Below are 26,745 nucleotides of genomic sequence, written 5' to 3'. Positions count from 1 at the left end.
CCCCCCCCCCCCCCCCCCCCCCCCCCCCCCCCCCCCCCCCCACCGGGTCGTTCGTTTACGCACCTCTTTGCGGGCCGGTGAGGGCCGGCCACGCAGTTCCCCGCGCCCCTTTCGGGGCTCACCTCAGCCGGTGCGGCGCAGTGCCTCGGGCTGGGGCATGGTCGGGGCCGGGGACTGGACGGGGTCGGGGGCCGTGGTGTCCGTGGGGGCGGTGGCGGCGGTGGCGGCGGCCGGGAGGGTGAGGCTGATGCGGTCCTGGAACGAGCCGGGGGCGACCCAGCCGGAGGTGGCGCCGGCGTAGGCGGTGCCGAAGGGCGCGGTGCCGATCAGCAGGTTCTGGCGGGTGCCGGTGGGCATCGTGGCGGTGGCGCGTACCCCTGCGGGGGCCTGGACGGTGACGGCGTTGCCGATGCGGTAGGCGCTCACCCGGCCGTTCTTGACCGCGGTGCTCCAGGCGGCGCGGTTGCGCAGTTCGACGCCGATGTCCTTCTGGCGCAGGTTGACCAGCGGGGTGTCGGCGGCGTGCAGCGCGTTGTAGGTGTCCAGGATCCGGTCCATCACGGGGTAGGCGATCCGGTCCTCGGCGAGGTTGGACTGGTGGATGTAGTGCGGCAGCGGGTCGTTGGCCAGGACGTGGCCAAGCGCTATCCGCGTCTCCAGCGGCACGATGTAGTCCGTGTAGCCGGTGGTGGTGTCCAGGGGCGCGTCCAGGCAGGTGGAGTTGCCCGCGGTCTCGCACAGCCCGCTGCCGCCGTCGGCCTTGCGGGTGTAGATCCAGTTGTACTCGTCGACCTCCTCGGCGGTCCGGCCCACGTTGTAGAAGATGTTCATCGGGTGCCGGGGCACGGTCAGCGCGGGGCCGACGGGGCGCTGGGCGCTCTCGCGGGAGCGGTCCGAGGCGAGCCATGAGACGCCGTTGTCGCGCAGGGCGGGCCCCAGGTTGGGGTTGTCGTCCGGCTGCTGCGGCAGCCTGCGCAGTCCGGAGTGCTCACCGGTGACCAACTCGCCGGTGTTCAGCGGCAGTCCGGCGCGCTGGGCCCAGGTGCGATTGTCGGCGATCTGCGCGGCGATCTCGGCCCGGGTGACGTAGCGGGTGCTGCCGTCGGCGTTCTTGGCGCACTGCCACGGGACCGTGCTCACGTCCTGCACGCAGCCCAGGAAGGGGTGGTTGTAGGTGTGGTTGACCCAGCGGTAGGTGCTCTTGTCGGCGGCCAGCCGGTCGGTGAGCGGGTCCTGGCCGCCGTGCTCCTGCTTGTAGAGCTCGCTGCCGCCGCCGTTGAAGACCATGTCCATGGTGAAGCCCTTGGACTTGGACCACTGGTCGGCGTACTGGGCGTCGGCGGCGGTCATCCGGATCGGGTCGCCCTCGCCCTGGCCGGGGCAGTCCACGTCGCCGGGGGTGCAGTTCAGCTCGCTGTTCCAGCGGTCGTCGGCCATGAAGACATCGTCGATGTGCACCGCGAAGTAGTTGTGGTCGGCGCCGAGCTGGACGCCCTGGGTCAGCCAGCTCACGATGCCGCGGGCCAGCAGCCGGAACTGCTGCTGGTGCTGGTTGTAGACGAAGGTGACGACCAGTTCGCGGCGCCCGTCGTGGCGGTACTCCCCCACCAGTGAGCCGCGGTTGGCGGTGCCGGGGACGGGCGCGTCCACGTAGCTGGTGAAGTCCGCACCGGCCACCGGTCTGGCCACATGGGCGTAACTCTCCGGTACGGAGGGCGAGTTGTCCTCGAAGGGCAGCTCGCCTTCGAGATAGCCGAAGGGTCCCGCCTTTCCTGCCGCGGTCACCGCGGCCTTGGTGCCGTCCAGCGATCCGCTGTACCCGCCGTTGGTGGTGGGCTCCAGGCCCACGTCGGGCCGGGCGTAGGTGTAGGCGTCCACCTGCGGGATGCCGTAGCTCTTCTCGTACGCCGCCAGCGCCGCCATCTCCGCCGAGCCCGCCCCGAAGGGGTTGTCGTTGGGCAGTACGACGGCCTGGTACTTGGCGCGCGGCCGTCCGCTGACGGTGTCGGCCAGGAACGCCGCGTTGATCACCGGTCGGTCGGTGCGCGTCAGATCGACGGTGGTGTACGGCGTTCCCGCGCCGGCCAGTTCGGCGGCGATCGCCGCGGTGGCGGGCCCGCCGTCGTTCACCACCAGCACTTTGAGATCGATGCGCGGGGCCGGTGCCTCGGCCGCTGTGGACACGGGCACGGCGAGCGACACCAGCAGGGCTGCTGCCGGAATCGCTCCCAGTCTTGCCGAGCGCCTCATCTGTTCTTCCCTCCCACGAGAGGGCGCGCCGGCCTCTCCTGGCGCACCTGTTCCCGACGCCGCTCGGCGCAGATGTTTCCTCCCCCGCACCCTGCACGTCGTAGTGACACATGGTGATGGGTGATTTGTGAACTACAGGGGAGCAGTGTGAAACCTGGCGGAAATCCATCGGTGGCGTGCCGGGGGCACCGCGCTCACCAGCGACGGATTCCGCACCGGGGTACCGAATCAGCCACCTGCCCGGACGGGCTCGAATGTCGACATTGCCGTGCACGGATACGCGGAGTTCATGCGGGTGTTCCCTTCCCGAGGGCTTCGCGGACGAGCTGGACGGGGTGCCAGGCGGTGCGCCGGGTGCCGTGCAGGATCTGCTGACGGCAGGAGACGCCGCCGGCCACCACCACGGTCGTATCGGGTTCGGCGCCGACGGCGGGGAAGAGCCGCTCGCCGCCGATGGCCATGGACAGGTCGTAGTGCTCGCTCTCGAAGCCGAAGGACCCGGCCATCCCGCAGCACCCGGCGTCCACCTCCTCGACCGTGGCGCCCGGTATGCGGCGCAGCAGCGCCAGGGTGGCCGCGGTGCCGACCTCCGCCTTCTGGTGGCAGTGGCCGTGGTAGAGCAGGCGGCGTCCGGCCGGCCAGGAGTCCTCGCGCAGCCGCAGCCGCCCCTCGTCGACGGCTTCGGTGAGCAGTTCTTCGATCTGGCGCACCCGGCCGGCGATGTCCCGTACGGCCGAGTCGTGCGGCAGCAGGGCGGGGTGCTCATCGCGCAGGGTCATCAGGCAGGAGGGTTCGCAGCCGACGACCGGGGAGCTGGGTTCGGTGGTCTCGCACAGGCGGTGGGCGAGCTTGAACGCCTTGTCCTGGGCGTCCTTGAGCAGCCCTTTGGAGATGTCGGCGCGGCCGCAGCAGCCGTCGTGGGCCAGCCGTACCCGCCATCCGGCGTGCTCCAGCAGTTCGATGGCGGCGCGGCCGACGGCCGGTTCGGTGTAGGTGGTGAAGGAGTCCGCGAGGAAGGTGACCTGGCCCTGGGAGCCGGTGGCGGGCGGTGGGGTGTGGCGCCGGAACCACCGGATGAGGTGGTCGCGTTCGAATTCCGGCAGCGGGCGGTGCTCGGTGATGCCCAGGTGCCGTTCCAGCAGGCGGCGCAGCGGGCGGCTGCGGGCCGCCAAATTGGACACGGGGGCGGTGGCGGCGCCGAGGCGGTTGAGCCGCCGGATCGCGCCGAAGGCCCTGGAGCGCCGCGGCACTCCGTCCGTCTCGTGCTGCTGGGCGAGGGTCTCGCTCTTGAGTGCGGCCATGTCCACGCCCAGCGGGCACTCGCTCTTGCAGGCCTTGCACATCAGGCACAGATCGAGGATCTCGCGCAGCCGGGCATCGCCGAGCGCCGCCCGCGGGTCGGGCTCCGAGAGTGCTTTGACCAGGGCACCGGCCCGGCCGCGGGTGGAGTGCTCCTCCTCGCGGGTGGCCATGTAGGAGGGGCACATCACGCCGCTGCCGGTCTTGCGGCACAGGCCGATGTTCATGCAGCGGTCGGCGGCGGCGCGCATCCCGCCGACGACCTCGAAGGAGAGGTGGGTGCGCGGCTCGGGGGCGGTGGCGGGCACGGCGTCCTTGAGGTGGTCGGTCATCGCCGGGCTGTCCACGATCTTCCCCGGGTTGAGCCGGTTGTCCGGGTCGAAGGTGTGCTTGACCTGGCGCATGGCCTCGTACAGCGCGTCGCCGAAGATCTGCCGGTTGAACTCGCTGCGGGCCAGGCCGTCGCCGTGCTCGCTGGAGTTGACGCCGCCGTACTCGGCGACCAGGTCCTTGATCTCTTCGGCGACCGCGCGCATGGCACGGACCTGGGCGGGGTCGGCGAGGTCCACGAAGGGGCGGATGTGCAGACAGCCCACCGAGCAGTGGCCGTAGAAGCCCGCCGTCATGCCGTACTTGTCCAGCACCTGCTGGAAGCGGCGGGTGTACGGGGCGAGTTGAGCCGGGTCGACGGCGGTGTCCTCGACGAAGGCGAGCGGGCGGCGGGTGCCGTGCCCGGATGCCATCAACAGGCCGAGGCCTGCTTTGCGTACGGCCAGCAGGGGGCCGATCCGCTCGGGGGTGTCCGCCCGCAGCGTGTGGTAGCCGTGCCCGTGGCGCTTCCACAGGGAGGTCAACTGCCAGAGTCTGGTGTCGAGTTCGTCCTCCTCCTCGCCGGTGAAGGAGACGAACAGGAGGGCCTCGGGGTCGCCGGTCAGCAGGCCGCCGAGCGAGGCGTAGGCGATCTTGCGGCGGGACAGGTCGAGGATCATCCGGTCCATCAGCTCGACGGCGGCCGGGTCGCAGGCCAGGGCGTCGGTGGTGGCCTCGATCGCGGCGGCCACCGAGGTGAAGTGGCCCACCGCGATGGCGGTGCGGCGCGGCCGGGGCACCAGGTCGACCAGGGCGCGGGTGGCCACCACGAGGGTGCCCTCGGAGCCGACCACGAACTTCGCCGGGTCGAAGGGGGTACCGGGGCGGGCGAGCCGGTCCAGGCGGTAGCCGCCGGAGCGGCGCCAGTGGAGCGGGAAGCCCTCCTGGATGGCGGTGGCGTTGTGCCGCACGATACGGGGCAGTTCGCGGTGGATGCGGCCTTCGAGGCCGGGCAGGGCGGCGCGGCGCAGGCGCTCGTCCTCCGTGACCTCCTCCAGGCGGGTGGCGCTGCCGTCGGCGAGGACCACGTCCAGGGCGCGGATGTGGTCGATGGTCATGCCGTAGCGGATCGATCCGCTGCCCGCGGAGTTGTTGCCGATCATTCCGCCGATGGTGGCGCGGTTGGCGGTGGAGGTGTCCGGGCCGAACATCAGGCCGTGCGGGGCGGCGGCCCGGTTGAGCTGTTCCTGTACGACGCCCGTCTCGACCAGGGCGGTCCGGCCCCCGGGGTGGAGTTCGAGGATGCGGTGCAGGTGGCGGGAGAGGTCCAGGACCAGGCCTGGGCCGACGGTCTGTCCGGCCAGGCTGGTGCCGGCGCCGCGCGGGAGGAGCGGGACGCCGTGCTCCGCGGCCACCGTGACCGCGGCCGCGACATCCCCGGCGTGCCGCGGGAAGGCGACGGCCAGCGGGGTGATCGCGTACATGCTCGCGTCGCGGGAGTAGAGGTGGCGGGTGTAGTCGTCGTCGCGGACCTCGCCGTCAAGTTCGCGTGCGAGGTGGCGGGCGAGGCCGCCACCCGCCTCGGTGGCGTTCGCGGTCATATCCGCTCTCCCGCGGGTGTGGTGGCGGGCTCGGGCCGCAGGACGTCCAGGGCGGCGCCCAGCCCGCCGGGGTCGATGGGGACGCCCGCGAGCTGGAGCCCCATCTGGACGCCCGCGAGGGTGCCGGCCAGCATGAGGTCGTTGAAGTGGCCCAGGTGGCCGATGCGGAAGACGCGCCCGGCGAGCCTGCCGAGCCCGGCGCCCAGCGACATGTCGAAGCGTTCCAGGACGGCGGCGCGCACCGCGTCGGCGTCCTGCCCGTCGGGCACGAGAACGGCGGTCAGCGAGCCGGAGTGCTCCCGCTCGTCGGCGCACAGCACTTCAAGTCCCCAGTGGCGTACGGCGGTTCGGGTGGCCTCGGCGTGCCGGGCGTGCCGGGCGAAGACGGCGGGCAGCCCCTCCTCGGCGAGCATCCGCAGCGCCTCCTGGAGCCCGTAGAGCAGGTGGGTGGCCGGGGTGGAGGGGAAGTGGCCGTCCTCGTTGGCGGCGATGACCGGCCCCCAGTCCCAGTACGCCTTGGGCAGTGTCGCGCAGTGGTAGGCGCCCAGGGCCTTGTCGCTGACCGCGTTGAAGCCCAGTCCCGGCGGCAGCATCAGGCCTTTCTGCGACCCGGCGACGGTGACGTCGACCTTCCACTGCTCGTGCCGGTAGTCGATCGAGCCGAGCGAGGAGACGGTGTCCACCAGCAGCAGCGCGGGGTGGCCCGCCGCGTCGATGGCGCGTCGGATCTCGGGCAGGCGGCTGGTAACGCCGGTGGAGGTCTCGTTGTGCACCACGCAGACGGCCTTGACGGCGTGTGTGGTGTCCGACTCCAGTTTGCGGAACAGGAGTTGGGGGTCCACGCCGTGCCGCCAGTCGCCGGGCACGAAGTCGACGTCCAGGCCGAGGCCGAGCGCCATGCGCTGCCACAGGGTGGCGAAGTGGCCGGTCTCGAAGCAGAGCACCCGGTCCGCGGGGCTCAGGGTGTTGACCAGCGCGGCCTCCCAGGCGCCGGTGCCGGAGGCCGGGAAGGTGACGACGGGGCCCCGGGTGCCGAACACCGGCTTGAGGCCGTCGAGCACCTGCCGTGTCAGGGCGGCGAATTCGGGCCCGCGGTGGTCGATGGTGGGTGCCGACATGGCGCGCAGCACCCGGTCGGGGACGTTGGTCGGGCCGGGGATCTGCAGGAAGTGGCGGCCGGATCGATGGGGCACCAGGGTTCAACTCCCTTGGCCTTGTGCCGTGTTACGGCACGCAGTACCGTCCTGTGGCACAGTGGAGCGTAGGCGCCCTCCAGGGAGGAGTCAACGGATGCAGAGCGTCCTGACGGCCTTGCGGGTCCTGGAGGAGGTCGCCACCCGGCAGCCCATCGGGGTCGCCGAACTGGCCCGTGCGATGGAGGCGCCCAAGAGCACCGTGCAGCGCGCGCTGCGCACCCTGCACACGGCGGGCTGGATCCTCCCGGCCGCCGGCGAGGGCACCCGCTGGATGATCAGCACCAAGGCGCTGTACGTCGGGCGGCACGCCACGGGCGAGCTGAGCCTGCGCGATGTGGCGGTGCCGGTCATGGAAGAGCTGCGGCGGCGTACGGACGAGACGGTGCACCTGGCCGTGCCCGAGGGCGACAAGGTGGTGCTCATCGAGCGCCTGGAGACCTCCCAGGCCGTACGGATCATCCTGCCGCTGGGCATCCAACTGCCCCTGCACGCCTCGGCGAACGGCAAGGCGGTACTGGCCGCGTGGCCCGAGGCGGACGTGCGGCGGCAGATCGCCGGACGGCTGCCCGGCTTCACCGGCACCACGATCACCGATCCCGGGCGCCTACTGGACGAGCTCGCCGCGATCCGCGAGCGCGGGTATGCCACCAACGACGGCGAGTGGCGCAGCGATGTCAGCGCGGTGGCCTGTGCCGTGCCCGGCGCCGCGGGGCGCGTCGTCGCCAGCATCAGCATCAATGTGCCCAGCAGCCGGATGACCGAACAGTCGCGCGCGGTGCTGGGCGCGCTGGTCGGCGAGGCGGCCAAGACGCTGGGCGCCGCGCTGGGGCACGCGCGGGGAGCGGGGCCGGGCGCGGGCGGCTGAGCGCGACGAGTGGGCCGGAGACTTCGGACCCGCTCACGCAGATGCGGGCACCAACGGACTGAGGCGGGGAAGACTCGTGTCGGATCACGTCATCGCCATCGGCGCGCTCGTCGCGGTCTTCGCCCTGGGCACGGCCTTTCCCGTACACCTGGGCGCGCTGGCCATCGTGGCGGCGTTCGCCGTGGGCACCACCGTCGCCGGGGAGTCGGCGGACGGTGTCTTCGGCGGCTTTCCCGGGGATCTGTTCGTGGTGCTGGTCGGGGTGACGCTGCTGTTCGCGATGGCCGAGAGGAACGGCACCGTGGACTGGCTGGTGCAGCAGGCCACCCGGGCCGCCCGGGGGCGGGTGGCCCCCGTCCCGTGGGTGATGTTCCTGATCACGGCCCTGCTCACGGCGATGGGCGCGGTGGTGCCCGCGGCCGTGGCCATCGTCGCCCCCATCGGCATGAGCCTGGCCCGGCGGTATGCGATCCACCCCACGCTCATGGGCCTGATGGTGGTCAACGGGGCCAGCGCGGGCGGCTTCTCACCGCTCGGCGTCTTCGGCACCATCACCAACGGTGTGCTGCGGCGCAATGAACTCCCCACGGATCCGGGCCTGTTGTTCGTGTGCTCGTTCCTCTTCAACGTGGCCTTGTGCCTGGTCGCCTTCTTCCTCTTCGGCGGCAGGCGGCTGAAGGGGCGGCGACTGCCGACGGCGTCCGCGGCGGGCGGCGAGGGGGAGCCGCTGGCGGTGCACCGGGCCGATGTGCGCGCCGGCGCGGTACGGGAGGCCACCGGCCCGGCCGCCGGCGGGGCCGGGAGTCCGGCCGCCGTGCACGATGCCGTACAGCCCGGGCACGCCGCTCCCCCGGTGGCCGTCCCGCTGGACACCGCCCGCGTCTGTACGCTCCTGGGCCTGCTGGCCCTGGTGGCCGGGGTGCTCTTCCTGCGCCTGGACGTCGGTGTGACGGCGCTGGGGGTGGCCACGGCGCTCTCGCTGGTCTCGCCGCGCTCGGCGAAGGGCGCGGTGGAGCGGTGTGCCTGGCCGACGGTGCTGCTGGTCTGCGGCATCGTCACCTACGTCGGGCTGCTGGAGCGGATGGGCACCATCGACGCTCTCGGCGAGGGGGTGGCCGCGATCCCGTCCGCGCTGCTGGGGGCGCTGCTGATCTGTCTGCTGGCGGCGGTGGTCTCCGCGTTCGCCTCGACCACGGGCATCCTCGGGGCGCTCATCCCGCTGGCCGTGCCCTTCCTGCTGGGCGGCGAGGTGGGTGCGGTGGCCCTGGTCATCGCGCTGGCGATCTGCGCTTCGGTCGCGGACGCCTCGCCGTTCTCCACGAGCGGGGCACTGGTGACGGCCAACGCGCCGGACACCGACCGGGAGCGGGTCTTCAGGCAGCTGGCGCTGTGGGGGCTGGTGATCGTGCCGGGCGCGCCCGTGGTGACGTGGGCGGTCTTCGTGCTGCCCGGCTGGTGACGGGGGCGGGCCGGATCATCTGCGGCCGATGGGCGGCCGTCTGTCCTGGGAGACGGGGGAACGGGGCCGCTGCGGGCGCAGCATACGGTCGGCCTCCACCAGGATCAGGGCGATGTCGTCGTTGAGGGCCCCTCCGGTGTGCCGGGTCAGGGTGGTCAGCACCGCGTCGGCAGCGGCGTCCAACCTGCCGCGGGCGCACAGCAGTTGGAGGAGGCCGAGGTCGAACATGCTGCCGCGGCGGTTGCGGGCCTCGGCCAGCCCGTCGGTGTAGAACACCAGCCGGTCGCCGGGGGCCAGGTCGCTCTCCTGGACGTCGGGGGCGGGGCGCAGGCCCAGCGGGGTGGTGGGCACGGGCGGCGCGAGCAGGCGCGGCGGGCCCGCGAGGGGCAGGTGGAGCGGCGGGTGGTGGCCGCAGTTGGCGAGGCGTACGCAGCCGGGGGCGAACTCGGCGAACAGCGCGGTGATGAAGTCCTCCTCCTCCAGCTCCGTGGCCAGCCGCTCGTCGGTGGCCCGCACCACCGAGGGCAGGTCGGGCTGGGTGTAGGCGCAGTCGCGGAACAGCCGGATGGCCTCCGCGGACAGCCGTACGGCGTCCAGCCCCTTGCCGCGCACATCGCCGATGAGCATGCGCAGCCCCGTCGGGGTGTTGGCGAAGGCGTACAGGTCACCGCCGATGAAGGCCTGCGGGGCGGCGGAGCGGTAGCGGGCGCACACCGAGACGCCCGCTATGCGGAAGGAGACGGGGTGCAGGATGGCGCGCTGGGCCGCCGTGGCCACCTCGGTCAACTGGTGGTCGCCCGTGGTGCGTTGGCGGGCCGTCCAGGTGGCGTACGCTCCGCCGAGGACGAGTACGGCAGGCCGCAGCAGCGCTTCGGGGTCGGCGTATCCCCGGTAGCCGTGGGTGTGCAGGCCCAAAAGGACCGCGAGCAGGACGGCGTAGCAGCACACCGCTGCGGTGCGCGCGCCGTCCAGGCGGGTGGCGGCCAGCAGCGGGCAGATGAGCAGCAGTCCGGCCACGGCGGTGCTCTCCTTCAGCGCCAGGCCGGTGACGGCGACGGCCGCTCCCGCGGCCAGCGCGAGCGCCAGCCACCCGGTGGTACGAGCCGGACGCATGGGCCCTCCTGTCGCTCTACGGTCATGACAGGTCCATCCACTCCTACCAGCCACGCAGCCCGCCTGCGCCGGCTGTCGGCAACGCATACGGAAATGACCGGCACAGATCACGGCGGCGACTGCTGCGGATCGTCAATGACACTCGCTGCACGCTGTCAGGGATATGCCCAGTGGCCTGGCACTCTGCACATGCCACCGCGCGTCTGTCGCTGCCGGTGCGACGGCGGATGCGCAGGCGGCGGGCGGTACGGCGGCGCGCCGCCGTTCGCCGGGCGGGAAATGGCGCGGAAACGCTCCTCAGCCGTGCAGGGTGGCGGTTAGGGTCCCTGGCATGGATGAGTGCAGGGGCACGCTGCCCTCCACTCCGGTCCTCATCTCCCGCATCGTCGCCTCCGCGCGCCGCGGGGACGACCGGGCCGTGGACGCGTTTTTACGGACCTTCGCCGCGCGGGCGAGCATGGCGGACGCCTACGCGCTGCGCCGGGCGCTGTGGGAGGACCGGGACGCCCACCCGAGCTGAGCGGGCGCGCGAGGGCGCCGGCCCTCGCTCCTCGGCGCGCCCCGGTGCGCCGACGCGCCGCTGCGCAGGGCCGGCAGGCGCTTGTCGTGGCCGGGCGCGGGTACCTGGTGCGGATGCCCCAGGTACCGCCCGCCCCGCGCCGCCACGACGCCCCGCCCGAGGGTGAGCGCCCGCCCGACAGCCGTCCCGCGGACCGCCGTACCCGCTCCACGGTGCTGGTGGCGCTCGCCGCCAACGCCGCGATCGCCCTGGCCAAGGCGGCGGGCGGGATCGTCACCGGCTCGCCCGCGCTGCTCTCCGAGGCCGCCCACTCCGTCGCCGACAGCCTCAACGAGGTCTTCCTGCTGGCCGCGCTCAAGCGCAGCAGGCGCGCGCCGGACGCCGCCCACCCCTTCGGCTACGGCAAGGAACGGTTCTTCTGGACGCTGCTGGCCGCCGTCGGCATCTTCGTGACCGGCGGCTGTTTCTCCTTCTACCAAGGCGTCCAGGCGCTGCGCGAGGGCGGGAGTTCGGCCCCGCAGGGGTATGTCGTCCCCCTGCTCGTGCTGGGCGCGGCGTTCGTGTTCGAGGGCGCCTCGCTCATCAAGGCCCTGGTGCAGGTACGCGGACAGGCCCGGGAGCGTGGCCTGGGCGCCGTGCGCTATCTGCGCCGGGAGGCCGACCCCTCGCTGCGTACTGTGGTGGCCGAGGACAGCACCGCCGTACTGGGTGTGCTGCTGGCGCTCGGCGGGGTCGGCCTGCACCACGCCACCGGCGCGCGCTCGTGGGAGGGCTGGGCGTCACTGGGCATCGCCGTCCTGCTGGTCTGTGTCGCCTACCGGCTGGCGGCCCGGTCCCGGGACCACCTCATCGGCGAGGCCGCCGACCCTCAACTGCGGCGCGAGGTACTGGACTTCCTGTCCGTGCAGCCGGAGATCGACGCGGTGACGGCGCTGTCCACGATGCGGCTGGGCACGGCCTCGACGCTGCTGGCCGCCCGTATCGACCTGGAGGCGGGCCTGGACAGCGCGCGGGTCGAGGAGGCGTCGGTACGCATCAAGCGGGCGGTGTCGGACACGTGGCCGGTGATCGACCAGATCTTTCTGGACATCACCCGCGCCTCGGCCGGCGACCGGCGCCGGGCCCGTGACCTGCGCAGGGATCTGGAGCAGGCGTGCCCGGGCAACGGGGAGGCCGCGGGCACGCACTGATGGACGGGCCACTCTACGGCGGGCGGCGATACGGTCAGCGCCGCGAGCGGGAGGCCCCGCCGAAGAGGCGGGCCAGGGCACGGAACGGCAGGGTGACGACGGCCGCGAGGGTGCTGCCTATGGTGCGCAGGACATCGGCCAGGGCACGGAACATGAAGGCTCCAGGGAACGGGGCGCGGGCCCGGGGCGGCCCGCCGGCGGTGGCCGCCGCGGTGTGCGGTGGCCGCTTACGGCGAGTAGCCCGGCGGCCCGCCGGAAAACCCCGGCCCGGCCTCGGGCGCCGCGCTCACACCGCCGCGGCGCCCAGCCCGATCGTCTCCTGGACCTCGGCGACCCGGGCGCTCAGCTCGCAGCGCTCGCGGTCCAGTTCGTCGGCCCGGCGCTCGTCGGCGGCCATCAGCTTGAGCAGATCGCCCTTGGCCATGTCCAGGACGCCCATGTCGTCGTAGGCCTGGCGCACGGCCGGGCTCCACAGCCCGATGTCCTTCACGCACGGCACGATGCGGGCGAACAGCAGCGAGCGGAAGGCCCGCATGCGCGGCCCGCGGTTCATGTACCGCATGCACTCGTCCATGTCGAAGCCCAGGCGCTCCCAGACCTCCTGCATACGGAAGCGGTCCCGCATCAGATGGCAGCCCTGGATGACGAACTCCTCGCGCTCGGCGATCTCGCGACTGGAGAGCTGGGCGTAGTAGTCGCGCAGCGCCATCCTGCCGAACGCCACATGACGGGCCTCGTCCTGCATGACGTAGGCGAGGATCTGCTGGGGCAGCGGCTTGTCGGTGCGGTCGCGCAGGATGCCGAACGCGGCCAGCGCCAGGCCCTCGATGAGCACCTGCATGCCCAGGTAGGGCAGATCCCAGCGGGAGTCGTTCAGGGCGTCCTCCAACAGGGACTTCAGGTGAGGGTTGATGGGGTAGTCCAGTCCGATCTTCTCGCCGACGAAGCGGGCGAAGACCTCGGCGTGCCGGGCCTCGTCCATGACCTGGGTGGCCGCGTAGAACTTGGCGTCGATGTCCGGTACGGACTGCACGATGCGCGCCGAGCAGATCATGGCGCCCTGCTCGCCGTGCAGGAACTGGCTGAACTCCCAGGCGGCCATGTGCCGGCGCATCTCCCGGCGTTCGGCCGTGCCGAGTTTGGCGTACTGCCGGGAGCCGTACAGGGCCAGGGTGTTCTCGGGCGTGCCCAGCACGTCGTACGGGTCGACCTCCAGGGACCAGTCGATGCGCTTGGTGCTGTCCCACTGCTTGTCCTTGCCCTTTTGGTACAGGCTCAGCAGCCGTTCGCGGCCCGTGTCGTACTCCCAGCTGAAGTGGGTGTCGCCGGCCGTGGGAAAGGTCCAGCTCGCGGTGGTCGAAGGGGTGTCGGGTACCGCGGCCCCGTTGGGGGCGCCGGCGTCGCTCATGTGCGGTCCTTTGCTCTCGGCGCCTGGCCCCGGGCCGCGGGTCACGTCCGTGGCGCGAGGACGGGCAGGAGGTCGGGCAGTACTTCCAGGGTGTAGCTCTCGGCCGGGCCGCCGGGCAGCTCACCGTCGTGCTCGAAGGTCAGCGGGCGGCCGTCGGTGCGTTCCAGGACGATGCGGCGGCCCCGTGCGTAGACGGTGCCGGGGAGATGGAGGTGGCGGCCCTCGGCGGTCAGGCCCGGCAGGGTGGCCAGGTCCGCCTCGCCGCCGACGACGCAGACGTCCAGCAGGCCGTCGTCGAGGACGGAGCGCGGCAGGACCTCGAACCCTCCGCCGCGGTAGCGCCCGCCGCCGACGTTGGCGAGGACGGCGGGGCCCTCGTGGACGCGTACGCCGTCCACGGTCACCCTGCCCGGGTAGGGCGCGAACGACCGGAGTGTGAGCGCCACCGCCCGCCGGTAGCGTTCCCTGCCCTCGACTCCGGTCAGCAGGGCTGCCGTTGCCAGGGCCTCGGCGACCAGTCCCGAGCAGGCGCCGAGCAGGACCAGGGTGTCCCTCTCCACGATCCGGGCCAGGTCGATCCCGCGCACCCGCGGGCGGGGCCCGGCCAGGGCCGCGGCCAGCGCGGACCGCCAGGGGCGGTCCGACCAGATCTCGCGGTAGAAGGAATTGCCGGTGCCCGCCGGGAGGCTGAGCACGGCGGTGGCCTCGGCCCCGGCGGCTCCCGGCTCGCGCAGCCGGGCGCGGGCGATGCCCTCGGCGGCCTCGCCGGTGGTGCCGTCGCCGCCGAGGACGACCACGACGTCCACGCCGTCGCCGTACGCCCTGGCCGCCGCCTCCCGCGCGTGCCCGGGGCACCGTGTGCGCACCACGTCCAGCTCCTCGACGCGGGCGCGGCAGGCGTCGGTCACCTCCCGCGCCAGCTCCGAACCGGCGCCTCCGGCAACGGGGTTGACGATGAGTACGCCGGTGCGGGCCCATCGGTGTCCGGGCATGTCGCATTCCCTCTTCCCTCGCCGAAGAGCGGGTCCCGCCCGACAGCGGTACACGCCCTCACCCTCGCAGCCGGTTCTGGGATGCCGCTGAGATCGCCGCTCAGTGCTCCGCCGGACGTGTCGTCGTACCCCCGCGGGCCGGTGGGGCTGGTCGCGCCCACGCGGCGGAGCCGCATATCCATACGGGCCCGCACCCCTCAGGCACGGCGGTGCACCGGCCGCGACGATTCCGCTCAGGGCCTGCAGGCGGCCGTGCGCAGCAGCAGGGCCTCTCCCCTGCCGCCCGCCGCGCACACTCCGGCGGCGCCCAGGCCGCCGCCCTTGCGGTGCAGGGTGTGCAGGAGGTGGAGCACGATGCGGGCCCCGGAGAGGCTGGTCATGGAGCGGGCCACCACGGCGGCCAGTGAGGCGTCGGCGGCGGGGCCGTTGAGGGTGGGCCCGCGCAGCCGGAAGGGGGCCAGGGCCCGGTGGATGGCCAGGGAGGGCAGCCAGTAGCGGGCGTCCTCCGGGCCGGTCACCACGCCATGGCCGATGATCTCGGCGAGCCACTCCAACTGCCGCTGCTGGGCCAGGGAGCGGCGCATCACCACCACGGCCGCGGCCCCGCCCACGGCGGGCGGCACGGCCTGCGAGAAGGCGGGCACCCAGGCGTGCGGGGAACCGGCCGCGGGGCGCGGGCGGGCCGGGCCCGGGCACTCCATGCCTCCCGCGACCACGATGTCGCAGCCGCCGCCCCGGATCAGCCGGTCCGCCGCGACGATGGCGTGCAGCCCGCCCGGCGGCACCCGCCGCACGGCGTGGGAGGGCACACCGGGCGGCAGGCCCGCGCGCACGGCGGCCAGGTGTACGGCTCCGTCGTCACCGCCCCTGGCCCCGGCGTGGCCCATCAGGACGCGGTCCACCTCGCCACCGCTCACCCGGGCGCGCTCCAGCGCCGCCCTGATGGCCACCGCGCCCAGCTCGGGCACCGGCGGCGGGCGCAGCGAGCCTCCCGGGCCGCCCAGGGGGGTACGGGCTCCCGCGACCACCACCGACCGCGCGCCGGGCCCCTCGGCGGTGTGCGGGCGCCACGCGGTGCCGGGCCCGCCCGGCGGGGCGCTCCCGCCCCGGCCGCCGTGGTCGAACATCACGCCTCGGCGGCCGACTTGAGCCGGCCGAGTGTGGTGCGCATACCGGCCCGGTTGACGCGGTGGCGGTCGGCCGGGCGGGTGCCGGTGAACAGGCGGCCCAGCAGTTCGGCGCGGCGCGCTCCGCGCCCGCGGCGCAGGTCCTCCCAGTACTCGGTGACGACCGTGCCGCTGCCATCGGCGGCGAAGCGGTAGCCCCACATCGCCACCGGGAGGCCGAAGGTGGTGACGCGGAAGGCGAATTCCCGGCCGGCGTCGGCGCGTACCACCCGGCACACCGTGAACCACACCCACGGCCCCTTGCGGTTGAGGCCCACGAACGTGTCGCCGACCGCCGACGGCCGCCGCCGCGCCCACACCGCGCGGCACTCGGGGCTCCACCGTCCCATCCGCCGCACATCGGCGATCTCGGCGTAGAGCCGCTCGGCGGGCGCGTCGATCACGATCCGCTCCTCGACCGCCCACCGCCGCCCGGCCGCCCGGCCACGCCCGCGCTTCATCGCCGCGCCCCGCTCTGGCGGGGCGTAGGGACCTCAGGGATCGGTGCCATCGCGACTCGGCCTCTCGGGGGTTCCGTACGGGGCGGTGCGTATACGTGCCGTACGGAAGGACAGCGTCGGGCAAGGATCGATCCTGTCACGCCCGGCGCCGTGACGCTGGCGGTTTACCGTCGTCACCGCGCTGCGCGCCGGGGGCCGTCCGCAGGGTCGCGGGCGCCGCCCAAGGAGCCGTGCGGGCGGGGAGGTTGGCGCCGGAAAGCCGCCAGACAGTGCTTCGGCGCCGCTGTCACGATGGCCGCCATCCTGCGATGCCGCACTCCCGGGACCGGGCCGGCCGTGGAGGCGCGCCGACCCGGTGCCGCACGAACGCGAGCCGGCCCACGACAGCGCGACCGGTGCCGCGACCGCGAAGCCGGGCCGGTCGTGCTTGTCCACCGAGCCTTTGAGGAGCTCTCGCGCCCCAGGCCCACGACCGACCGGCCAAGCAGCCGGGCTGTGCGGTGGTGGCGCTGCTGTCCTGCGGCGCCATGTTCCTCGCGATCCTGGACTCCACGATCGCCAACCTCGCGGTCGCCGACTTGCGCGGGACGTTCGCGTCCGCGTCGGTCGCCGACCTGTTTTGGGTGATCCCCCTGTACGCCGTGGTCTTCGCCGCTCCGCTGGCACCGGCGGGGCGCCTGGCGGACGTCATGGGGCGGCGTGCCCTGTACACCGGCGGCGTCGGCGTGTTCACCGCGGCGTCGCCACTGTGCGCGCTGGCGCCGAGTCCGCCGGTGCTGCTGGTGGCCCGCGCGGTGCAGGGCGCGGGCGCCGCGGCGATGATCCCGGCCTCACTGGTGGCGCTTGGGCAGCGGGAGTTGGGCGGCCGCCGCTTCGGGCGGGGCGACGGGATCGTGCTGATGCCCGGCGCGGCCAATCGCGACCCCGCGGCCTTCACCGGCCCCGGGCGCTTGGACCTGCGGCGCTACTGCGGGCGCGCGCCGGGCGCCCCGCGCCATCCGGTGTTCAGCAACGGCCCGCACCACTGTCCGGGCTCCCGTTTGGCCCGTATGGAGATGGATGTGGCGCTGCGGGCGCTGCTGCGGCGGGCTCCGGGGATGACACTGGTGCAAGAGGACCCGCCGCAGCGGGACCTGTTCCTCTTCCGGGGCCCGCTGAGCCTTCCGGCCCGGCTGCGTCCCCGACCTGGACGCGGCGCGCACTGACGAAGGGACGGACCCCGCGATGCACACCCCTGACGCCCGCAGGCCCCCGGACGGGCGGCGGGGCCCCGGCGGACCGATGCCGGACGAGGAACTCTGCTACCGGGCCGCACTGAGCGAGGACAGCCGATTCGACGGGCTGCTCTACATCGGTGTGGCCTCCACCGGCATCTACTGCCGCCCGACCTGCCCCGCCATGACTCCCAAGCGCGTGAACATGCGCTTCTTCCGGACCTCGGCGGCCGCGCAGGCCGCCGGGTTCCGGGCCTGCAAACGCTGCCGCCCGGACGCGACCCCGGGCTCGCCGGAGTGGAACAGCCGTGCCGACCTGGCCGGGCGCGCGATGCGGCTGATCGCGGACGGCCTGGTGGACCGGGAGGGGGTCAGCGGGCTGGCCGCCCGGCTCAACTACAGCGAGCGCCAGCTCCAGCGGCAGCTGGTGGCCGAGGTGGGCGCCGGTCCGCTCGCGCTGGCCCGCGCCCAGCGCGCCCGCACCGCCCAAATGCTGCTGGAGACCACGGACTTGCTCGTCAGCGAGGTGGCCTTCGCCGCGGGCTACTCCAGCATCCGGCAGTTCAACGAGAACATGCGGGCGGTGTTCGCGCTCACCCCGACCGAGCTGCGGACGCGCGCGGCGCCGCGCCGGCCGCGCACGGGTGCCGCCCCGCAGCCGTGGGGCAGCGGTGTGGTGCTGCGGCTGCCCTACCGTACGCCGCTGGATCTGCCGGCGCTGCTGGCCCACCTGGGCGCGCAGGCGGTGCCGGGCGTCGAGGAGTACGCCGACGGCGTCTACCGCAGGTCGCTGGTGCTCCCGCACGGCACCGCCGTCGTCGGCGTCTCACCCGACGCCGTCGACGGCCCCGCGGTCGACGCCGCCAAGGGGGCGGGGGGGGGGCGCCGGCCCCCCCGCTCCGGGGCCGATGACCAACGGGGTTTCGTACGCTGCGAGTTGCACCTGCGGGACCTGCGCGATCTCGCCGTCGCCGTGCAGCGCTGCCGGCGGCTGCTGGACCTGGACGCGGACCCGCGGGCGGTGGACGAGGTGCTGGCCCAGGACCCGCTGCTGGCGCCGCTGGTGGCGCGCGCGCCGGGCCGCCGGGTGCCGGGCTGCGCGGACCCGGCGGAGTACGCGGTACGGGCCGTGCTGGGGCAGGGCGTGCCCCGTGAGCGGGCCCGGCGGGACGCGGCGCGGCTGGTGGAGCGCTACGGCACGCCGCTGGCCCGGCAGACCGGGCGGATCACGCACACCTTCCCCACCGCAGCGTCCCTGGCCGAGCGGGCCCCGGCCGACCTGGCCGAACCGGTCGACCGGGCCGGGACCGACGCCCGCGGGCAGGTGCTGCGGGGGCTGGCCACCGCGCTGACCGCGGGCGATGTGTTCCTGGACCCGGGCGCCGACCGCGACGAGGCCACCCGTGAACTGCTCAAGGTCGAGGGCCTGTGGCCGCACACCGCGGCCCGCATCCGGATGCGGGCCCTGGGCGACCCGGACGTCTTCCTGCCCGTGGACTTGGGCAGCCGCGCCGCCCACCGCCGCCCGCCCCTGACCGAACACCGGGCGGAGGCCTGGCGCCCCTGGCGGTCCTACGCCCTGCAGTACCTGTGGGCCGGGCGGCAGGACGTATAGGCCTCTCCGGGAGATCTCAGCGACGTCTCACCGCCGGCTGCGACCGTAGCAGCGGCGCGGGGCCTCCGGGCCGGCACCGCGGAACCGCCGGCCCGGAGGACGCGCCGGATCGGGAGCACCTTCCCGCCAACTCACCTTCTGAGCGTGCCTGTCCGGTGCCCGGCGAAAGGCCTGCCGCACATGTCGTCCAAGCCATCCCGTCTGACCTATCCCGCGCCGCGGGCGACCGTCACCGACCCGCCGGCGCAGTACAGCGAGCTCCAGCGCACCGAACCGGTCTGTCCGGTCACCCTGGCCACGGGGTTTTCCGCGCTGCTGGTGACGGCGTACGAGGACGTGCGCACGGTGCTGTCGGACCCGCGGTTCAGCCGCGACGCCCTCTTCGAGCCCGGTGCGCCGCGCTCCCAGGTCGCCGAGCCCGACCAGGACAGCATCATCAGCATCGACCCGCCCCGGCACACCCGGCTGCGCGGCCTGGTCAACCGGGAGTTCAGCCGGCGCCGGGTGGAGCAGCTGCGCCCGGCGATCCAGGCGCAGGTCACGGCGCTGCTGGAGGAGATGGAGCGCGGCGGGCCGCCGGCCGACCTCAACGAGGTGCTGGGCCGCCCGCTGGCGCTGAAGGTGATCTGCGATCTGCTGGGGGTGCCGTACGCCGACCACCACAGGTTCGGCAGCTGGTGCGATCGCTTCGTGTCGTACGCGAAGTACCCGCCGGCGGAGGTGGCCGGGGCCAACAACGACATGCGGGCGTATCTGGCCGAGTTGATCCGGGCCAAGCAGCGCGAGCCGGGCGAGGACCTGCTCAGCGCCCTGGTGCAGGCCCGCGAGGCGGACGGCGCGCTCACCGAGAACGAGCTGGTCAGCCTCGGGGTGATCCTGCTGCTGGCGGGGCACGACACGACGGTGACCGCCCTGGGCGGCGCGGTGGTCACGCTGCTGCGCAACCCGGCGGCGCTCAAGGAGCTGCGCGAGGAGCCGGCGCTGCTCCCGCAGGCCGTGGAGGAGCTGGTGCGGCTCAACGAGCCGGGCGACGGCTCCTTCCTGCGGATCGCCACCGCCGATGTGGAGCTGGGCGGTGGCACCGTCGAGGCGGGCACCGCGGTCATCGCGTCCATCAGCACCGCCAACCGCGACCCCGCGGTGTTCCCCGACCCGGACCACCTGGATCTGCACCGCAGCGCCAACCCGCACATCGCCTTCGGTTTCGGCCCGCACTTCTGCGTCGGATCGGCGCTGGCCCGCGCCGAGTTGGAGATCGCGCTCGGCGGGCTGCTGGCGCGCTGTCCGGATCTGCGGCTGGCGGTGCCCTTCGAGGAGCTGCGCTGGCGTTCCCACGCGCACCTGGGCGGGATCGAGGAGCTGCCCGTGGCCTGGTAGCCGGCCGCCCCGCACCCACCCGTACCCCAGCCACAGCGAGGTCAGATGTTTCTGGATTGGCAGCCTGCCCAGCAGGAGGAGTACGACGACATGCTCGCGGCCGTACGCAAACAGTTCCCGCCGCGTGAACTCCCGCGCGGTCAGGCCGGGTTCCCCACCGGAGAGTCCGATCTGCGGGATGCCTGGCGGCGCTGCGGCGGGCTGGGGCTGCTGGGCGCCTGCGTCCCGGCGCGCTACGGCGGGGGCGGCAGGACGGCGCTGGACACCGCGCATCTGATCGAGGCGTTCGGGCGGGGCTGTACGGACACCGGGCTGGTGTTCGCGGCGAGCGCCCATCTCTTCGCGTGCGCCGTGCCGATCGCGGCCTTCGCGCGGGAGGAGGTCAGCGCGCGGCTGCTGCCGGGGATGTGCGCGGGCACGCTGGTCGCCGCCAACGCCATGACCGAGGAGCAGGCGGGTTCGGACAGCTCCGCGCTGTCGGCGCGCGCTGTGCGCGAGGGCGAGGAGTACGTGCTGAGCGGGGTCAAGTCCTGGGCGAGCAACGCGCCGGACGCCGATGTGTTCGTCACCTACGCGGTGACCGACCCGAGCGCCGGGTTCCTGGGCATCTCCGCCTTCGTCGTCGAGCGCGGCACACCGGGTCTCACCGTCGGCGAGCCGCTGGCGAAGATGGGGCTGGACACCTGCCGCGCCTCCGCCGTCCGCTTCGACCGCTGCCGCCTGCCGGCCTCGGCGCTGCTCGGCGAGGAGGGCCAGGGCGGTGCGGTCTTCCAGCACTCCATGGCCTGGGAGCGGGCCTGTCTGTTCGCGGGCTATGTGGGGCTGCTGGACCGGGTGCTGGAGCGCTGTGTGGCCCGGGCCCGCGAGCGCCGTCAGTTCGGCCACCGGATCGCGAACTTCCAGGCCGTCTCGCACCGCATCGTGGAGATGAAGCTCCAGCTGGAGGCGGCCAGGCTGCTGCTGTACCGGGCCTGTTTCCGGCTGGACACGGCGCAGCCGGACGCGGTGGACAGCGCGCTGTCCAAGCTCGCGGTGTCCCGCGCCGCGGTCCAGGCGGCGCTGGACGCCGTACAGATCTTCGGGGCGCGCGGCTATCTGGCCGACGAGGGCCTTGAGCAGGTGCTGCGCGATGTGCTGCCCACCCGGCTCTTCTCGGGCACCAACGAGATCCAGCACGAGATCGTCGCGAAGGGAATCGGGCTGTGAACCTGGCCTCACTGGTGTGCGACAGCGCCCGGCGTGCGGGCGGCGACCTGGCCGTGGCGGACGCCCGTACGGCGCTGACGTACGCGGAACTGGACCGGGCGGCAAACGTGCTGGCGCACGAGCTGCGCGGGCGCGGGGTGTGCCGCGGCGAGCGGGTGACGATCTGGATGGAGAAGTCGGCCGCCGCGGTGGCCGTGATGCAGGCGGTGCTGCGGCTGGGCGCGGTCTATGTGCCGGTGGACCCGGCGAGCCCGCCGCTGCGCACCGCCCTGATCGCCCGCGGCTGCTCCGCGGGCCTCCTGGTCACCGACTCCCGGCGCGCCGGTCAACTCCGTTCCTGCGGCGCCGACATGCCGCCGCTGCACCTGCTCGACGGGGTTCCCGCGGGCGCCCCGCCCGGCCCGCCGGAGGTGGCGCCCGCGGGCCCGGACGACCTGGCGTACATCCTCTACACCTCGGGGTCCACCGGCGAGCCCAAGGGCGTGTGCATCACCCACGGCAACGCCCTGGCGTTCATCCGGTGGGCGGCGGGCGAACTGGGGGCGCGGCGCCAGGACCGGTTCGCCAACCACGCCCCCTTCAGCTTCGACCTGTCGGTCCTGGATCTGTACGTGGCCTTCCTGGCGGGCGCCTCGGTCCATCTGATCCCCTCCGAAATGGCCTGTGCGCCACGGCAGTTGTGCGACTTCCTGGCCGGTGAGCGGATCACCGTGTGGTATTCGGTGCCCTCGGCACTGGTCCTGATGCTCCGCGACGGCGGCCTGTGCCAGGCGCCGCCTCCCGAGGATCTGCGCGCGCTGGTCTTCGCGGGCGAGCCGTTCGCCATGGAGCATCTGGCGCGGCTGTACGAGCACTTCAAGGGCGTCCGCTTCCTGAATCTGTACGGGCCCACCGAGACCAATGTGTGCACCTTCCACGAGGTCGGCGCGCGGGACATCCTGGCGGGGGCGCCGCTGCCCATCGGCCGGGCGTGCTCGGGCGACCGGGTGTGGGCGCTCACCGAGGACGAGCGGTGGGCCGGGCCCGGCGAGGAGGGCGAACTCCTGGTGTCGGGGCCGACGGTGATGGCCGGCTACTGGGGCCGGCCGGCGCAGCAGGGCCCGTACCGCACCGGTGACATCGTGCGGGTGCGGCCGGACGGCGGCTTCGACTTCGTGGGCCGGCGCGACCACCTGGTCAAGGTGCGGGGCCACCGGGTGGAGCTGGGCGAGATCGAGGCGGCGCTCTCCCGCCACCCGGGGGTGGGCGAGGTGGCCGTGCTGGTGGACGGCGCCGGCCCGGCCGCCCGGATCGTGGCGGTGGTGGTGCCCGCCGGAACCCCGCCGGGGCTGCTGTCCATCAAGCGGCACTGCGCCGAGCTCCTGCCCCGCTACATGATCCCCGACGCGCTGCGGACCGTACCCGAACTGCCGCGCACGCTCCACGGCAAGACCGACCGCAGGGTCCTGCTGCGGACCGCGGCCCGCCCGGCCGCCACCCGCCCGTCGTAAAGACCGCTTTGGACACGGGCCACCGCGTACCAGAGCCACCGCAACCGAAAGGCAGCCACCACCCGATGGATCTCACCTCGGTCATGGACGCACTCGAACGCCACATCCGCGAGGAGTTCCTGGACGGGGACGCCTCGGCCGAACTCACCTCCACCTCCCCGCTGTTGGAGTGGGGGATTCTCCACTCCATGAACACCACCCGGCTCGTCGGTTTCATCCGCGAGCGCTTCGGTGTGGCCGTGCCGCCGCAGCAGATGCGCTCGGAGAACTTCCGCACCATCCAGAACCTGGCGCACATGGTGCTCGGACTTCAGGAACGGCCGGTCGCCTGAGCGGGCTGCCCGGCAGGCCATCCATCGAGGGAGTGGAGAGCTGTGCGCTGGAACGACATCTTCATCGCCGGGCTGGGGACCCGGCTGCCGCCGCCGGAACCGGCCGAGCTGGCGGTCGCCGAAGGGCGGTACTCCCCGCAGGAGTTCACGGACAACGAGCTGATGTCCGCGCTGGCCTCCCAGGGGGAGAGCGCGGTGCAGATGGCGGTGTCGGCGGGGCGGCAGGCGCTGGCCCGCAGCGGCCGCGACGCCCGGCAGATCGCGCTGCTGCTGCACGCGCACACCTACCACCAGGGCGAGGACCTGTGGACGCCCGCCACCTATGTCCAGCAGCACGTCCTGGGCGGCCAGGCGCCGTCCATCGGCCTCAACCACGCCTGTGACGGCGGGATGGCCGCGCTGCACCTGTCGATCCCGTACCTGCTGGCCGGGCCCGCGGGCAGCGCCGCGCTGCTGACCACCGGCGACCGGTTCTGCCGGCCCGGCTTCGACCGGTGGAGCAGTGATCTGGGGCTGGCCTTCGGGGACGGCGCGACGGCGCTGGTGCTCGCGCGCGGCGGCGGCCCGGCCCGGGTGGTGGCCACGCACACCTCCTCCGACCCCACCTTCGAGTCGCTCTACCGTGATACGGAACGGGGGTTCACCGACGCCCCGCACCTGGACGGCGAGCCGCTGGACCTGCGCGGCCGCAAGATCCGCTTCGCGCAGAAGGAGGGCTTCCTGCAGGTGGTGGAGCGGCTGTCGGACGGGGTGGTGCACAACGTGGAGCAGGTCCTGGCCGACGCCGGGAGCGATCTGTCGAAGATGGCGCACATCGTGCTGCCCAACCTCGGCAAGCCGCTGCTGAGCTGGCAGCTGCTGGCGCCCTTGAAGATCGAGCTGGACCGGACGCTGTGGGACTGGGGGCGGCGGGCCGGGCACCTCGGCGCGGGCGACCAGTTCGCCGGGCTGACCCACCTCTTCGAGGCGGGCCGGCTGCGCCCCGGTGACCTGGTGCTGCTGCTCGGGGTGGGGATCGGCTACTGCTGGACGACGGCGGTGGTACGGATCGAGGACGTGCCCGACTGGTCGGGTCCCGACGCGCAGACGTTGGGCATATCCGGCACATGACGAACCGCAACCGCCCACCCAAGGACCTGCGGGCCGCGCCCGCGGCCACCGTGCCCGCGCCGTCCGCCGAGGTCACCGATCCGTACTGTCTGGACGAGGGCGAGGGCCGGCGGCTGCTGGCCCGCTCCCCCTGGCGCCGCTTCGTGGTGGTCGGGGACGGCGCGGCCGAGGGCTGCGGGGACCATGTCGCGGGCTTCGACCCCACGCCGTGGGCGGAGCGGGTCGCGGACGCGCTGCGCGGCGCCCAGCCGCAGCTGGCGTACATCAACCTGGGCCGGCGCGGCCAGTTGGCCACCGATGTGCGCTCCCGGCAGCTCGCCAAGGCCCTCTCCCTCAAGCCCGATCTGGCGGTGATCGCGTGCGGGGGCACGGACATGCGCGGCGAGTGCTTCGACGCGTACGTCGTGGAGACCGAGCTGAGCCGCATGATCGCCCCGCTGCGGGACACCGGCTGTGTGGTGGTGACCCTGGGCGCGCCGCAGACCACCGCTCCGGAGGCGGCCGCACCCGCCGCCACGGCCCGCTCCCGGGCCCGCTTCCTGGCCGAGCGCACCGAGGCGGTGTCCCTGCGGCACGGCGCGGTCTACGTGGATCTGCCGCGCTGCCGCACCGGCCACGCCCTGTGGAGCACGGCCACGCCGACCCTCAACAGCCGCGGCCACGCGCTCGCGACGGCCCTGATCCTGCGCCGGCTCGCGGCGCGCCTGGTGACGGGGGTCTGAACCGGCCCAGCGGCCTTGGCTGCTGGGGATAACCCCCGTACGGCCGCTGGGGCATTCCCCCACCGCAAGCTGCACCCAGCCGGATTCTGCGGCGCCGCCCGGCCCCGTAGCGTCCCCGGCATGACGATCTTTGCCCGGTCCCTTCCGCTCGCGCATCGGCGGCACAGCCTGTTGGTCTACCTGGGCGTGGCCTACGTCGGTATGTGGGTGGCGATGTCGCCACTCCTGTTCGACGGCTACCAGCGCGGTGACGCCCGGGAGGACGCCGCTTCGCTGGCGGAGACGTGTATCGCGGCGGCGATGTTCGCCCCGGCCCTCGCCGCGGTGCTCGCCGTCCGCTTCGTCGAGTACGGCAGCGGGATACGGGACGCGCTGGCCCTTCGGTGGCCGAAGCCCTGGGGCCGCGGGCTGCGGGCCTGCCTGCTGGCCCTGGCGGTCCCGGCCGGGCTCACCGCGGCCGCGCTGGCCCTCTCCGCCCTCGCGGGCCACTACCCCTTGGCGGGCGTGTGGTGGAGCGGGCTCGGCCCGTGGGCGGCCGCGGCCGTGCTGCAGATGCTCATCTCGCTGCCGCTGTTCTTCGGTGAGGAACTGGGCTGGCAGGGCTATCTCTTCCCGCGCCTGGTACGCGACGAGGGCCGCGCGAGCCTGCTGCGGGCGTACGTCCTCACCGGAACGGCCTTCGCGCTGTGGCATCTGCCCACGCTGCTGATGGGCGGGCAGTACCCGGGTCACCCCTGGTACGTGTCGGTGCCCGCGATGGTGGTGAGCTGCGTCCTGGCCATGCCGGTCTTCACCTGGCTGCGGCTGCGCTCGGGTTCGGTGCTGCCCGCGGTCCTCGGCCATGCGTTCACGAGCACGGTGAGCATGGCGATGGTCCGGCAGTTCGCCGACCCCCAGGCCGCGCTGGATCCCCTGCACATGGGCATCAACGGCTGGCCCGGCTGGATCGCCATGGGTGCCTTCGTCGCCTTCCTGGCGCTGACGGGGCGGCTGCGCCCCTCCCGCTACGCGGGGCGTATCAACTCGCCTGCCGGGCCCGGCACTTCATAAGGGGGCTGGCCGGAGAGTCACCGGGCGGCGGGCTGCCGGGCTGTCGTGGTGGCGCGGTGGCGGGTCAGGGCGAGGGCGGTGGCGGTATGCAGCAGGCGGGCCAGTTCGTCGCGCTGGACGGGGGTCAGCGCGGTGTAGGCGGGGGTGGTCAGCGTGTCCGTCAGGTCTTCCGCTGCGGCGCGGCGGGCGTAGGTGTGGGCGTTCAGGGGCGGGTGGGGCGGCCGCCAGCCCAGGAAGGCCGCGCGGGCCGGGCCGTTGTCGCGGGTCAGTACGGCTTCGACGGGGCTCAGGCCGGCCGCCAGGACCGCGGTCAGATGGCGGCCGCCGCGGTGTTCGCGCAGCACATGGGCGAGTTGGGCCACCCTGGCCGGGGCGTCGTCGGGCAGCGGGAGGGCGCGCCAGCCCGCGAACAGGGCGAGGCCGGGGGCTTCGGCGCGGTCCACGGCGTACTCCAGCAGCTCCGCCAGGCGCTCGGCGCCCTCGAAGCCCGCCAGGCAGCGGCGGCCCCAGCGGTGCGCGCAGCGGACGTATCCCAGCGCGGCCCCGCGCGCCGCTTCCGGAGTCGGCGCCGCCCGGTGGTGGCGGGCGACGAACTGCGCCGGGAAGAAGCCGAAGACGGCCGCCACCACCTCGGGGCCCGCCGGGCCCAGCACCCCGGAGCGGCCCCCGAAGTAGTGCGCGTACCCGTGCAGTTGGAGCTTCTGTGCCGCCTGCCGGGCCTCGGGGCTCTTCATGAACGAGCCGCCCAGGCGGCGGATGTCGTCCTTGGTGGCCCGCACCCACTCCCCTACGTCCTCCAT

General features: G+C 73.7%; 22 protein-coding genes. 12 read left to right on the top strand and 10 right to left on the bottom strand.

Translation table 11 applies throughout. The annotated features are described in order from the left end of the window. Nucleotides 1–123: 123 nt before the first annotated feature. The 3 genes from AC4IJH_RS18470 to AC4IJH_RS18460 all read right to left on the bottom strand — a co-directional run bounded on the left by AC4IJH_RS18470 (nucleotide 124) and on the right by AC4IJH_RS18460 (nucleotide 6,652). A complete protein-coding gene (locus tag AC4IJH_RS18470; RefSeq protein ID WP_490852842.1) occupies nucleotides 124–2,250 on the bottom strand; it encodes a hypothetical protein in 2,127 nt (708 codons plus the stop codon). 287 nt (nucleotides 2,251–2,537) lie between these two features. Continuing rightward, on the bottom strand, nucleotides 2,538–5,459 hold the full coding sequence (locus AC4IJH_RS18465; protein WP_490852841.1) for an FAD-binding and (Fe-S)-binding domain-containing protein: 2,922 nt from the start codon (nucleotides 5,457–5,459) through the stop codon (nucleotides 2,538–2,540). After that, entirely contained in the window at nucleotides 5,456–6,652 is a 1,197-nt protein-coding gene (locus AC4IJH_RS18460) for a pyridoxal-phosphate-dependent aminotransferase family protein (RefSeq protein WP_490852840.1), read from the bottom strand. Before AC4IJH_RS18460 ends, AC4IJH_RS18465 begins: the two co-directional genes overlap by 4 nt. 97 nt (nucleotides 6,653–6,749) lie before the next feature. Between AC4IJH_RS18460 and AC4IJH_RS18455 the strand changes: the two genes are divergently transcribed. Both AC4IJH_RS18455 and AC4IJH_RS18450 read left to right on the top strand, forming a co-directional pair. Continuing rightward, on the top strand, nucleotides 6,750–7,520 hold the full coding sequence (locus AC4IJH_RS18455) for an IclR family transcriptional regulator (RefSeq protein WP_490852839.1): 771 nt from the start codon (nucleotides 6,750–6,752) through the stop codon (nucleotides 7,518–7,520). Nucleotides 7,521–7,596: 76 nt separating this feature from the next. Continuing rightward, a complete protein-coding gene (locus AC4IJH_RS18450; RefSeq protein WP_490852838.1) occupies nucleotides 7,597–8,979 on the top strand; it encodes an SLC13 family permease in 1,383 nt (460 codons plus the stop codon). A 15-nt stretch (nucleotides 8,980–8,994) separates the two neighbouring features. Here the strand turns inward: AC4IJH_RS18450 and AC4IJH_RS18445 are convergent, their stop codons facing one another. Next, nucleotides 8,995–10,092, bottom strand: coding sequence for a PP2C family protein-serine/threonine phosphatase (locus AC4IJH_RS18445; protein ID WP_490852837.1), 1,098 nt, complete (start codon nucleotides 10,090–10,092; stop codon nucleotides 8,995–8,997). A gap of 633 nt (nucleotides 10,093–10,725) precedes the next feature. Between AC4IJH_RS18445 and AC4IJH_RS18440 the strand changes: the two genes are divergently transcribed. Continuing rightward, nucleotides 10,726–11,802 (top strand): cation diffusion facilitator family transporter, encoded by a 1,077-nt coding sequence (locus tag AC4IJH_RS18440; RefSeq protein ID WP_490852836.1) that lies wholly within the window; start codon nucleotides 10,726–10,728, stop codon nucleotides 11,800–11,802. Between the two features lie 34 nt (nucleotides 11,803–11,836). Here AC4IJH_RS18440 and AC4IJH_RS18435 read toward each other — a convergent pair whose 3' ends face one another. The 5 genes from AC4IJH_RS18435 to AC4IJH_RS18415 form a co-directional block, all read right to left on the bottom strand. Then, complete coding sequence (locus tag AC4IJH_RS18435; RefSeq protein WP_490852835.1) at nucleotides 11,837–11,956, bottom strand: LPFR motif small protein; 120 nt, start codon at nucleotides 11,954–11,956, stop codon at nucleotides 11,837–11,839. A 132-nt stretch (nucleotides 11,957–12,088) separates the two neighbouring features. Beyond that, entirely contained in the window at nucleotides 12,089–13,210 is a 1,122-nt protein-coding gene (locus tag AC4IJH_RS18430; RefSeq protein WP_490852834.1) for a ferritin-like domain-containing protein, read from the bottom strand. Between the two features lie 41 nt (nucleotides 13,211–13,251). After that, the gene (locus AC4IJH_RS18425; protein WP_490852833.1) at nucleotides 13,252–14,202 is read right to left on the bottom strand and encodes a diacylglycerol/lipid kinase family protein; all 951 of its coding nucleotides are present in this window, start codon (nucleotides 14,200–14,202) and stop codon (nucleotides 13,252–13,254) included. 233 nt (nucleotides 14,203–14,435) lie between these two features. Next, nucleotides 14,436–15,329, bottom strand: coding sequence for a thiolase family protein (locus AC4IJH_RS18420; protein WP_490852832.1), 894 nt, complete (start codon nucleotides 15,327–15,329; stop codon nucleotides 14,436–14,438). Continuing rightward, complete coding sequence (locus AC4IJH_RS18415) at nucleotides 15,329–15,829, bottom strand: SRPBCC family protein (protein WP_490852831.1); 501 nt, start codon at nucleotides 15,827–15,829, stop codon at nucleotides 15,329–15,331. The genes AC4IJH_RS18420 and AC4IJH_RS18415 overlap by 1 nt, the downstream gene beginning before the upstream one ends. A gap of 527 nt (nucleotides 15,830–16,356) precedes the next feature. Here AC4IJH_RS18415 and AC4IJH_RS18410 point away from each other — a divergent pair. The 9 genes from AC4IJH_RS18410 (at nucleotide 16,357) to AC4IJH_RS18370 (ending at nucleotide 25,945) form a co-directional block, all read left to right on the top strand. Beyond that, entirely contained in the window at nucleotides 16,357–17,034 is a 678-nt protein-coding gene (locus tag AC4IJH_RS18410) for an MFS transporter (RefSeq protein WP_490852830.1), read from the top strand. A 76-nt stretch (nucleotides 17,035–17,110) separates the two neighbouring features. Continuing rightward, nucleotides 17,111–18,658: an AlkA N-terminal domain-containing protein gene (locus AC4IJH_RS18405; protein WP_490852845.1), complete on the top strand. Its 1,548-nt coding sequence runs from the start codon at nucleotides 17,111–17,113 to the stop codon at nucleotides 18,656–18,658. 180 nt (nucleotides 18,659–18,838) lie between these two features. Further along, the gene (locus AC4IJH_RS18400) at nucleotides 18,839–20,035 is read left to right on the top strand and encodes a cytochrome P450 (protein WP_490852829.1); all 1,197 of its coding nucleotides are present in this window, start codon (nucleotides 18,839–18,841) and stop codon (nucleotides 20,033–20,035) included. 45 nt (nucleotides 20,036–20,080) lie between these two features. After that, nucleotides 20,081–21,241, top strand: a complete 1,161-nt coding sequence (locus AC4IJH_RS18395) for an acyl-CoA dehydrogenase family protein (RefSeq protein ID WP_490852828.1) — start codon at nucleotides 20,081–20,083, stop codon at nucleotides 21,239–21,241. Further along, entirely contained in the window at nucleotides 21,238–22,731 is a 1,494-nt protein-coding gene (locus tag AC4IJH_RS18390; RefSeq protein ID WP_490852827.1) for an amino acid adenylation domain-containing protein, read from the top strand. Before AC4IJH_RS18395 ends, AC4IJH_RS18390 begins: the two co-directional genes overlap by 4 nt. Before the next feature lie 65 nt (nucleotides 22,732–22,796). Further along, complete coding sequence (locus tag AC4IJH_RS18385; protein ID WP_490852826.1) at nucleotides 22,797–23,063, top strand: acyl carrier protein; 267 nt, start codon at nucleotides 22,797–22,799, stop codon at nucleotides 23,061–23,063. A gap of 42 nt (nucleotides 23,064–23,105) precedes the next feature. After that, nucleotides 23,106–24,173, top strand: coding sequence for a ketoacyl-ACP synthase III family protein (locus tag AC4IJH_RS18380; RefSeq protein ID WP_490852825.1), 1,068 nt, complete (start codon nucleotides 23,106–23,108; stop codon nucleotides 24,171–24,173). Then, nucleotides 24,170–24,895, top strand: a complete 726-nt coding sequence (locus AC4IJH_RS18375) for a GDSL-type esterase/lipase family protein (protein WP_490852824.1) — start codon at nucleotides 24,170–24,172, stop codon at nucleotides 24,893–24,895. The genes AC4IJH_RS18380 and AC4IJH_RS18375 overlap by 4 nt, the downstream gene beginning before the upstream one ends. Before the next feature lie 120 nt (nucleotides 24,896–25,015). Continuing rightward, nucleotides 25,016–25,945, top strand: a complete 930-nt coding sequence (locus tag AC4IJH_RS18370) for a CPBP family glutamic-type intramembrane protease (RefSeq protein ID WP_490852823.1) — start codon at nucleotides 25,016–25,018, stop codon at nucleotides 25,943–25,945. A 17-nt stretch (nucleotides 25,946–25,962) separates the two neighbouring features. On the opposite strand, the gene AC4IJH_RS18365 is transcribed toward AC4IJH_RS18370, so the two are convergent. Then, complete coding sequence (locus AC4IJH_RS18365; protein WP_490852822.1) at nucleotides 25,963–26,745, bottom strand: SCO6745 family protein; 783 nt, start codon at nucleotides 26,743–26,745, stop codon at nucleotides 25,963–25,965.

Source organism: Streptomyces sp. UF-297, assembly GCF_058245575.1.
The sequence above is the reverse complement of the archived record's forward strand: the minus strand, read 5'-3'. Positions and strand labels throughout refer to the sequence as shown.

Excerpts from the sequence above, each read along its gene's own strand:
- AC4IJH_RS18470 (WP_490852842.1), bottom strand. The coding sequence starts at position 2,250 with ATGAGGCGCTCGGCAAGACTGGGAGCGATTCCGGCAGCAGCCCTGCTG.
- AC4IJH_RS18465 (WP_490852841.1), bottom strand. The coding sequence starts at position 5,459 with ATGACCGCGAACGCCACCGAGGCGGGTGGCGGCCTCGCCCGCCACCTC.
- AC4IJH_RS18455 (WP_490852839.1), top strand. The coding sequence starts at position 6,750 with ATGCAGAGCGTCCTGACGGCCTTGCGGGTCCTGGAGGAGGTCGCCACC.
- AC4IJH_RS18445 (WP_490852837.1), bottom strand. The coding sequence starts at position 10,092 with ATGCGTCCGGCTCGTACCACCGGGTGGCTGGCGCTCGCGCTGGCCGCG.
- AC4IJH_RS18440 (WP_490852836.1), top strand. The coding sequence starts at position 10,726 with ATGCCCCAGGTACCGCCCGCCCCGCGCCGCCACGACGCCCCGCCCGAG.
- AC4IJH_RS18435 (WP_490852835.1), bottom strand. The coding sequence starts at position 11,956 with ATGTTCCGTGCCCTGGCCGATGTCCTGCGCACCATAGGCAGCACCCTC.
- AC4IJH_RS18430 (WP_490852834.1), bottom strand. The coding sequence starts at position 13,210 with ATGAGCGACGCCGGCGCCCCCAACGGGGCCGCGGTACCCGACACCCCT.
- AC4IJH_RS18425 (WP_490852833.1), bottom strand. The coding sequence starts at position 14,202 with ATGCCCGGACACCGATGGGCCCGCACCGGCGTACTCATCGTCAACCCC.
- AC4IJH_RS18420 (WP_490852832.1), bottom strand. The coding sequence starts at position 15,329 with ATGTTCGACCACGGCGGCCGGGGCGGGAGCGCCCCGCCGGGCGGGCCC.
- AC4IJH_RS18415 (WP_490852831.1), bottom strand. The coding sequence starts at position 15,829 with ATGAAGCGCGGGCGTGGCCGGGCGGCCGGGCGGCGGTGGGCGGTCGAG.
- AC4IJH_RS18410 (WP_490852830.1), top strand. The coding sequence starts at position 16,357 with ATGTTCCTCGCGATCCTGGACTCCACGATCGCCAACCTCGCGGTCGCC.
- AC4IJH_RS18405 (WP_490852845.1), top strand. The coding sequence starts at position 17,111 with ATGCCGGACGAGGAACTCTGCTACCGGGCCGCACTGAGCGAGGACAGC.
- AC4IJH_RS18400 (WP_490852829.1), top strand. The coding sequence starts at position 18,839 with ATGTCGTCCAAGCCATCCCGTCTGACCTATCCCGCGCCGCGGGCGACC.
- AC4IJH_RS18395 (WP_490852828.1), top strand. The coding sequence starts at position 20,081 with ATGTTTCTGGATTGGCAGCCTGCCCAGCAGGAGGAGTACGACGACATG.
- AC4IJH_RS18385 (WP_490852826.1), top strand. The coding sequence starts at position 22,797 with ATGGATCTCACCTCGGTCATGGACGCACTCGAACGCCACATCCGCGAG.
- AC4IJH_RS18375 (WP_490852824.1), top strand. The coding sequence starts at position 24,170 with ATGACGAACCGCAACCGCCCACCCAAGGACCTGCGGGCCGCGCCCGCG.
- AC4IJH_RS18370 (WP_490852823.1), top strand. The coding sequence starts at position 25,016 with ATGACGATCTTTGCCCGGTCCCTTCCGCTCGCGCATCGGCGGCACAGC.
- AC4IJH_RS18365 (WP_490852822.1), bottom strand. The coding sequence starts at position 26,745 with ATGGAGGACGTAGGGGAGTGGGTGCGGGCCACCAAGGACGACATCCGC.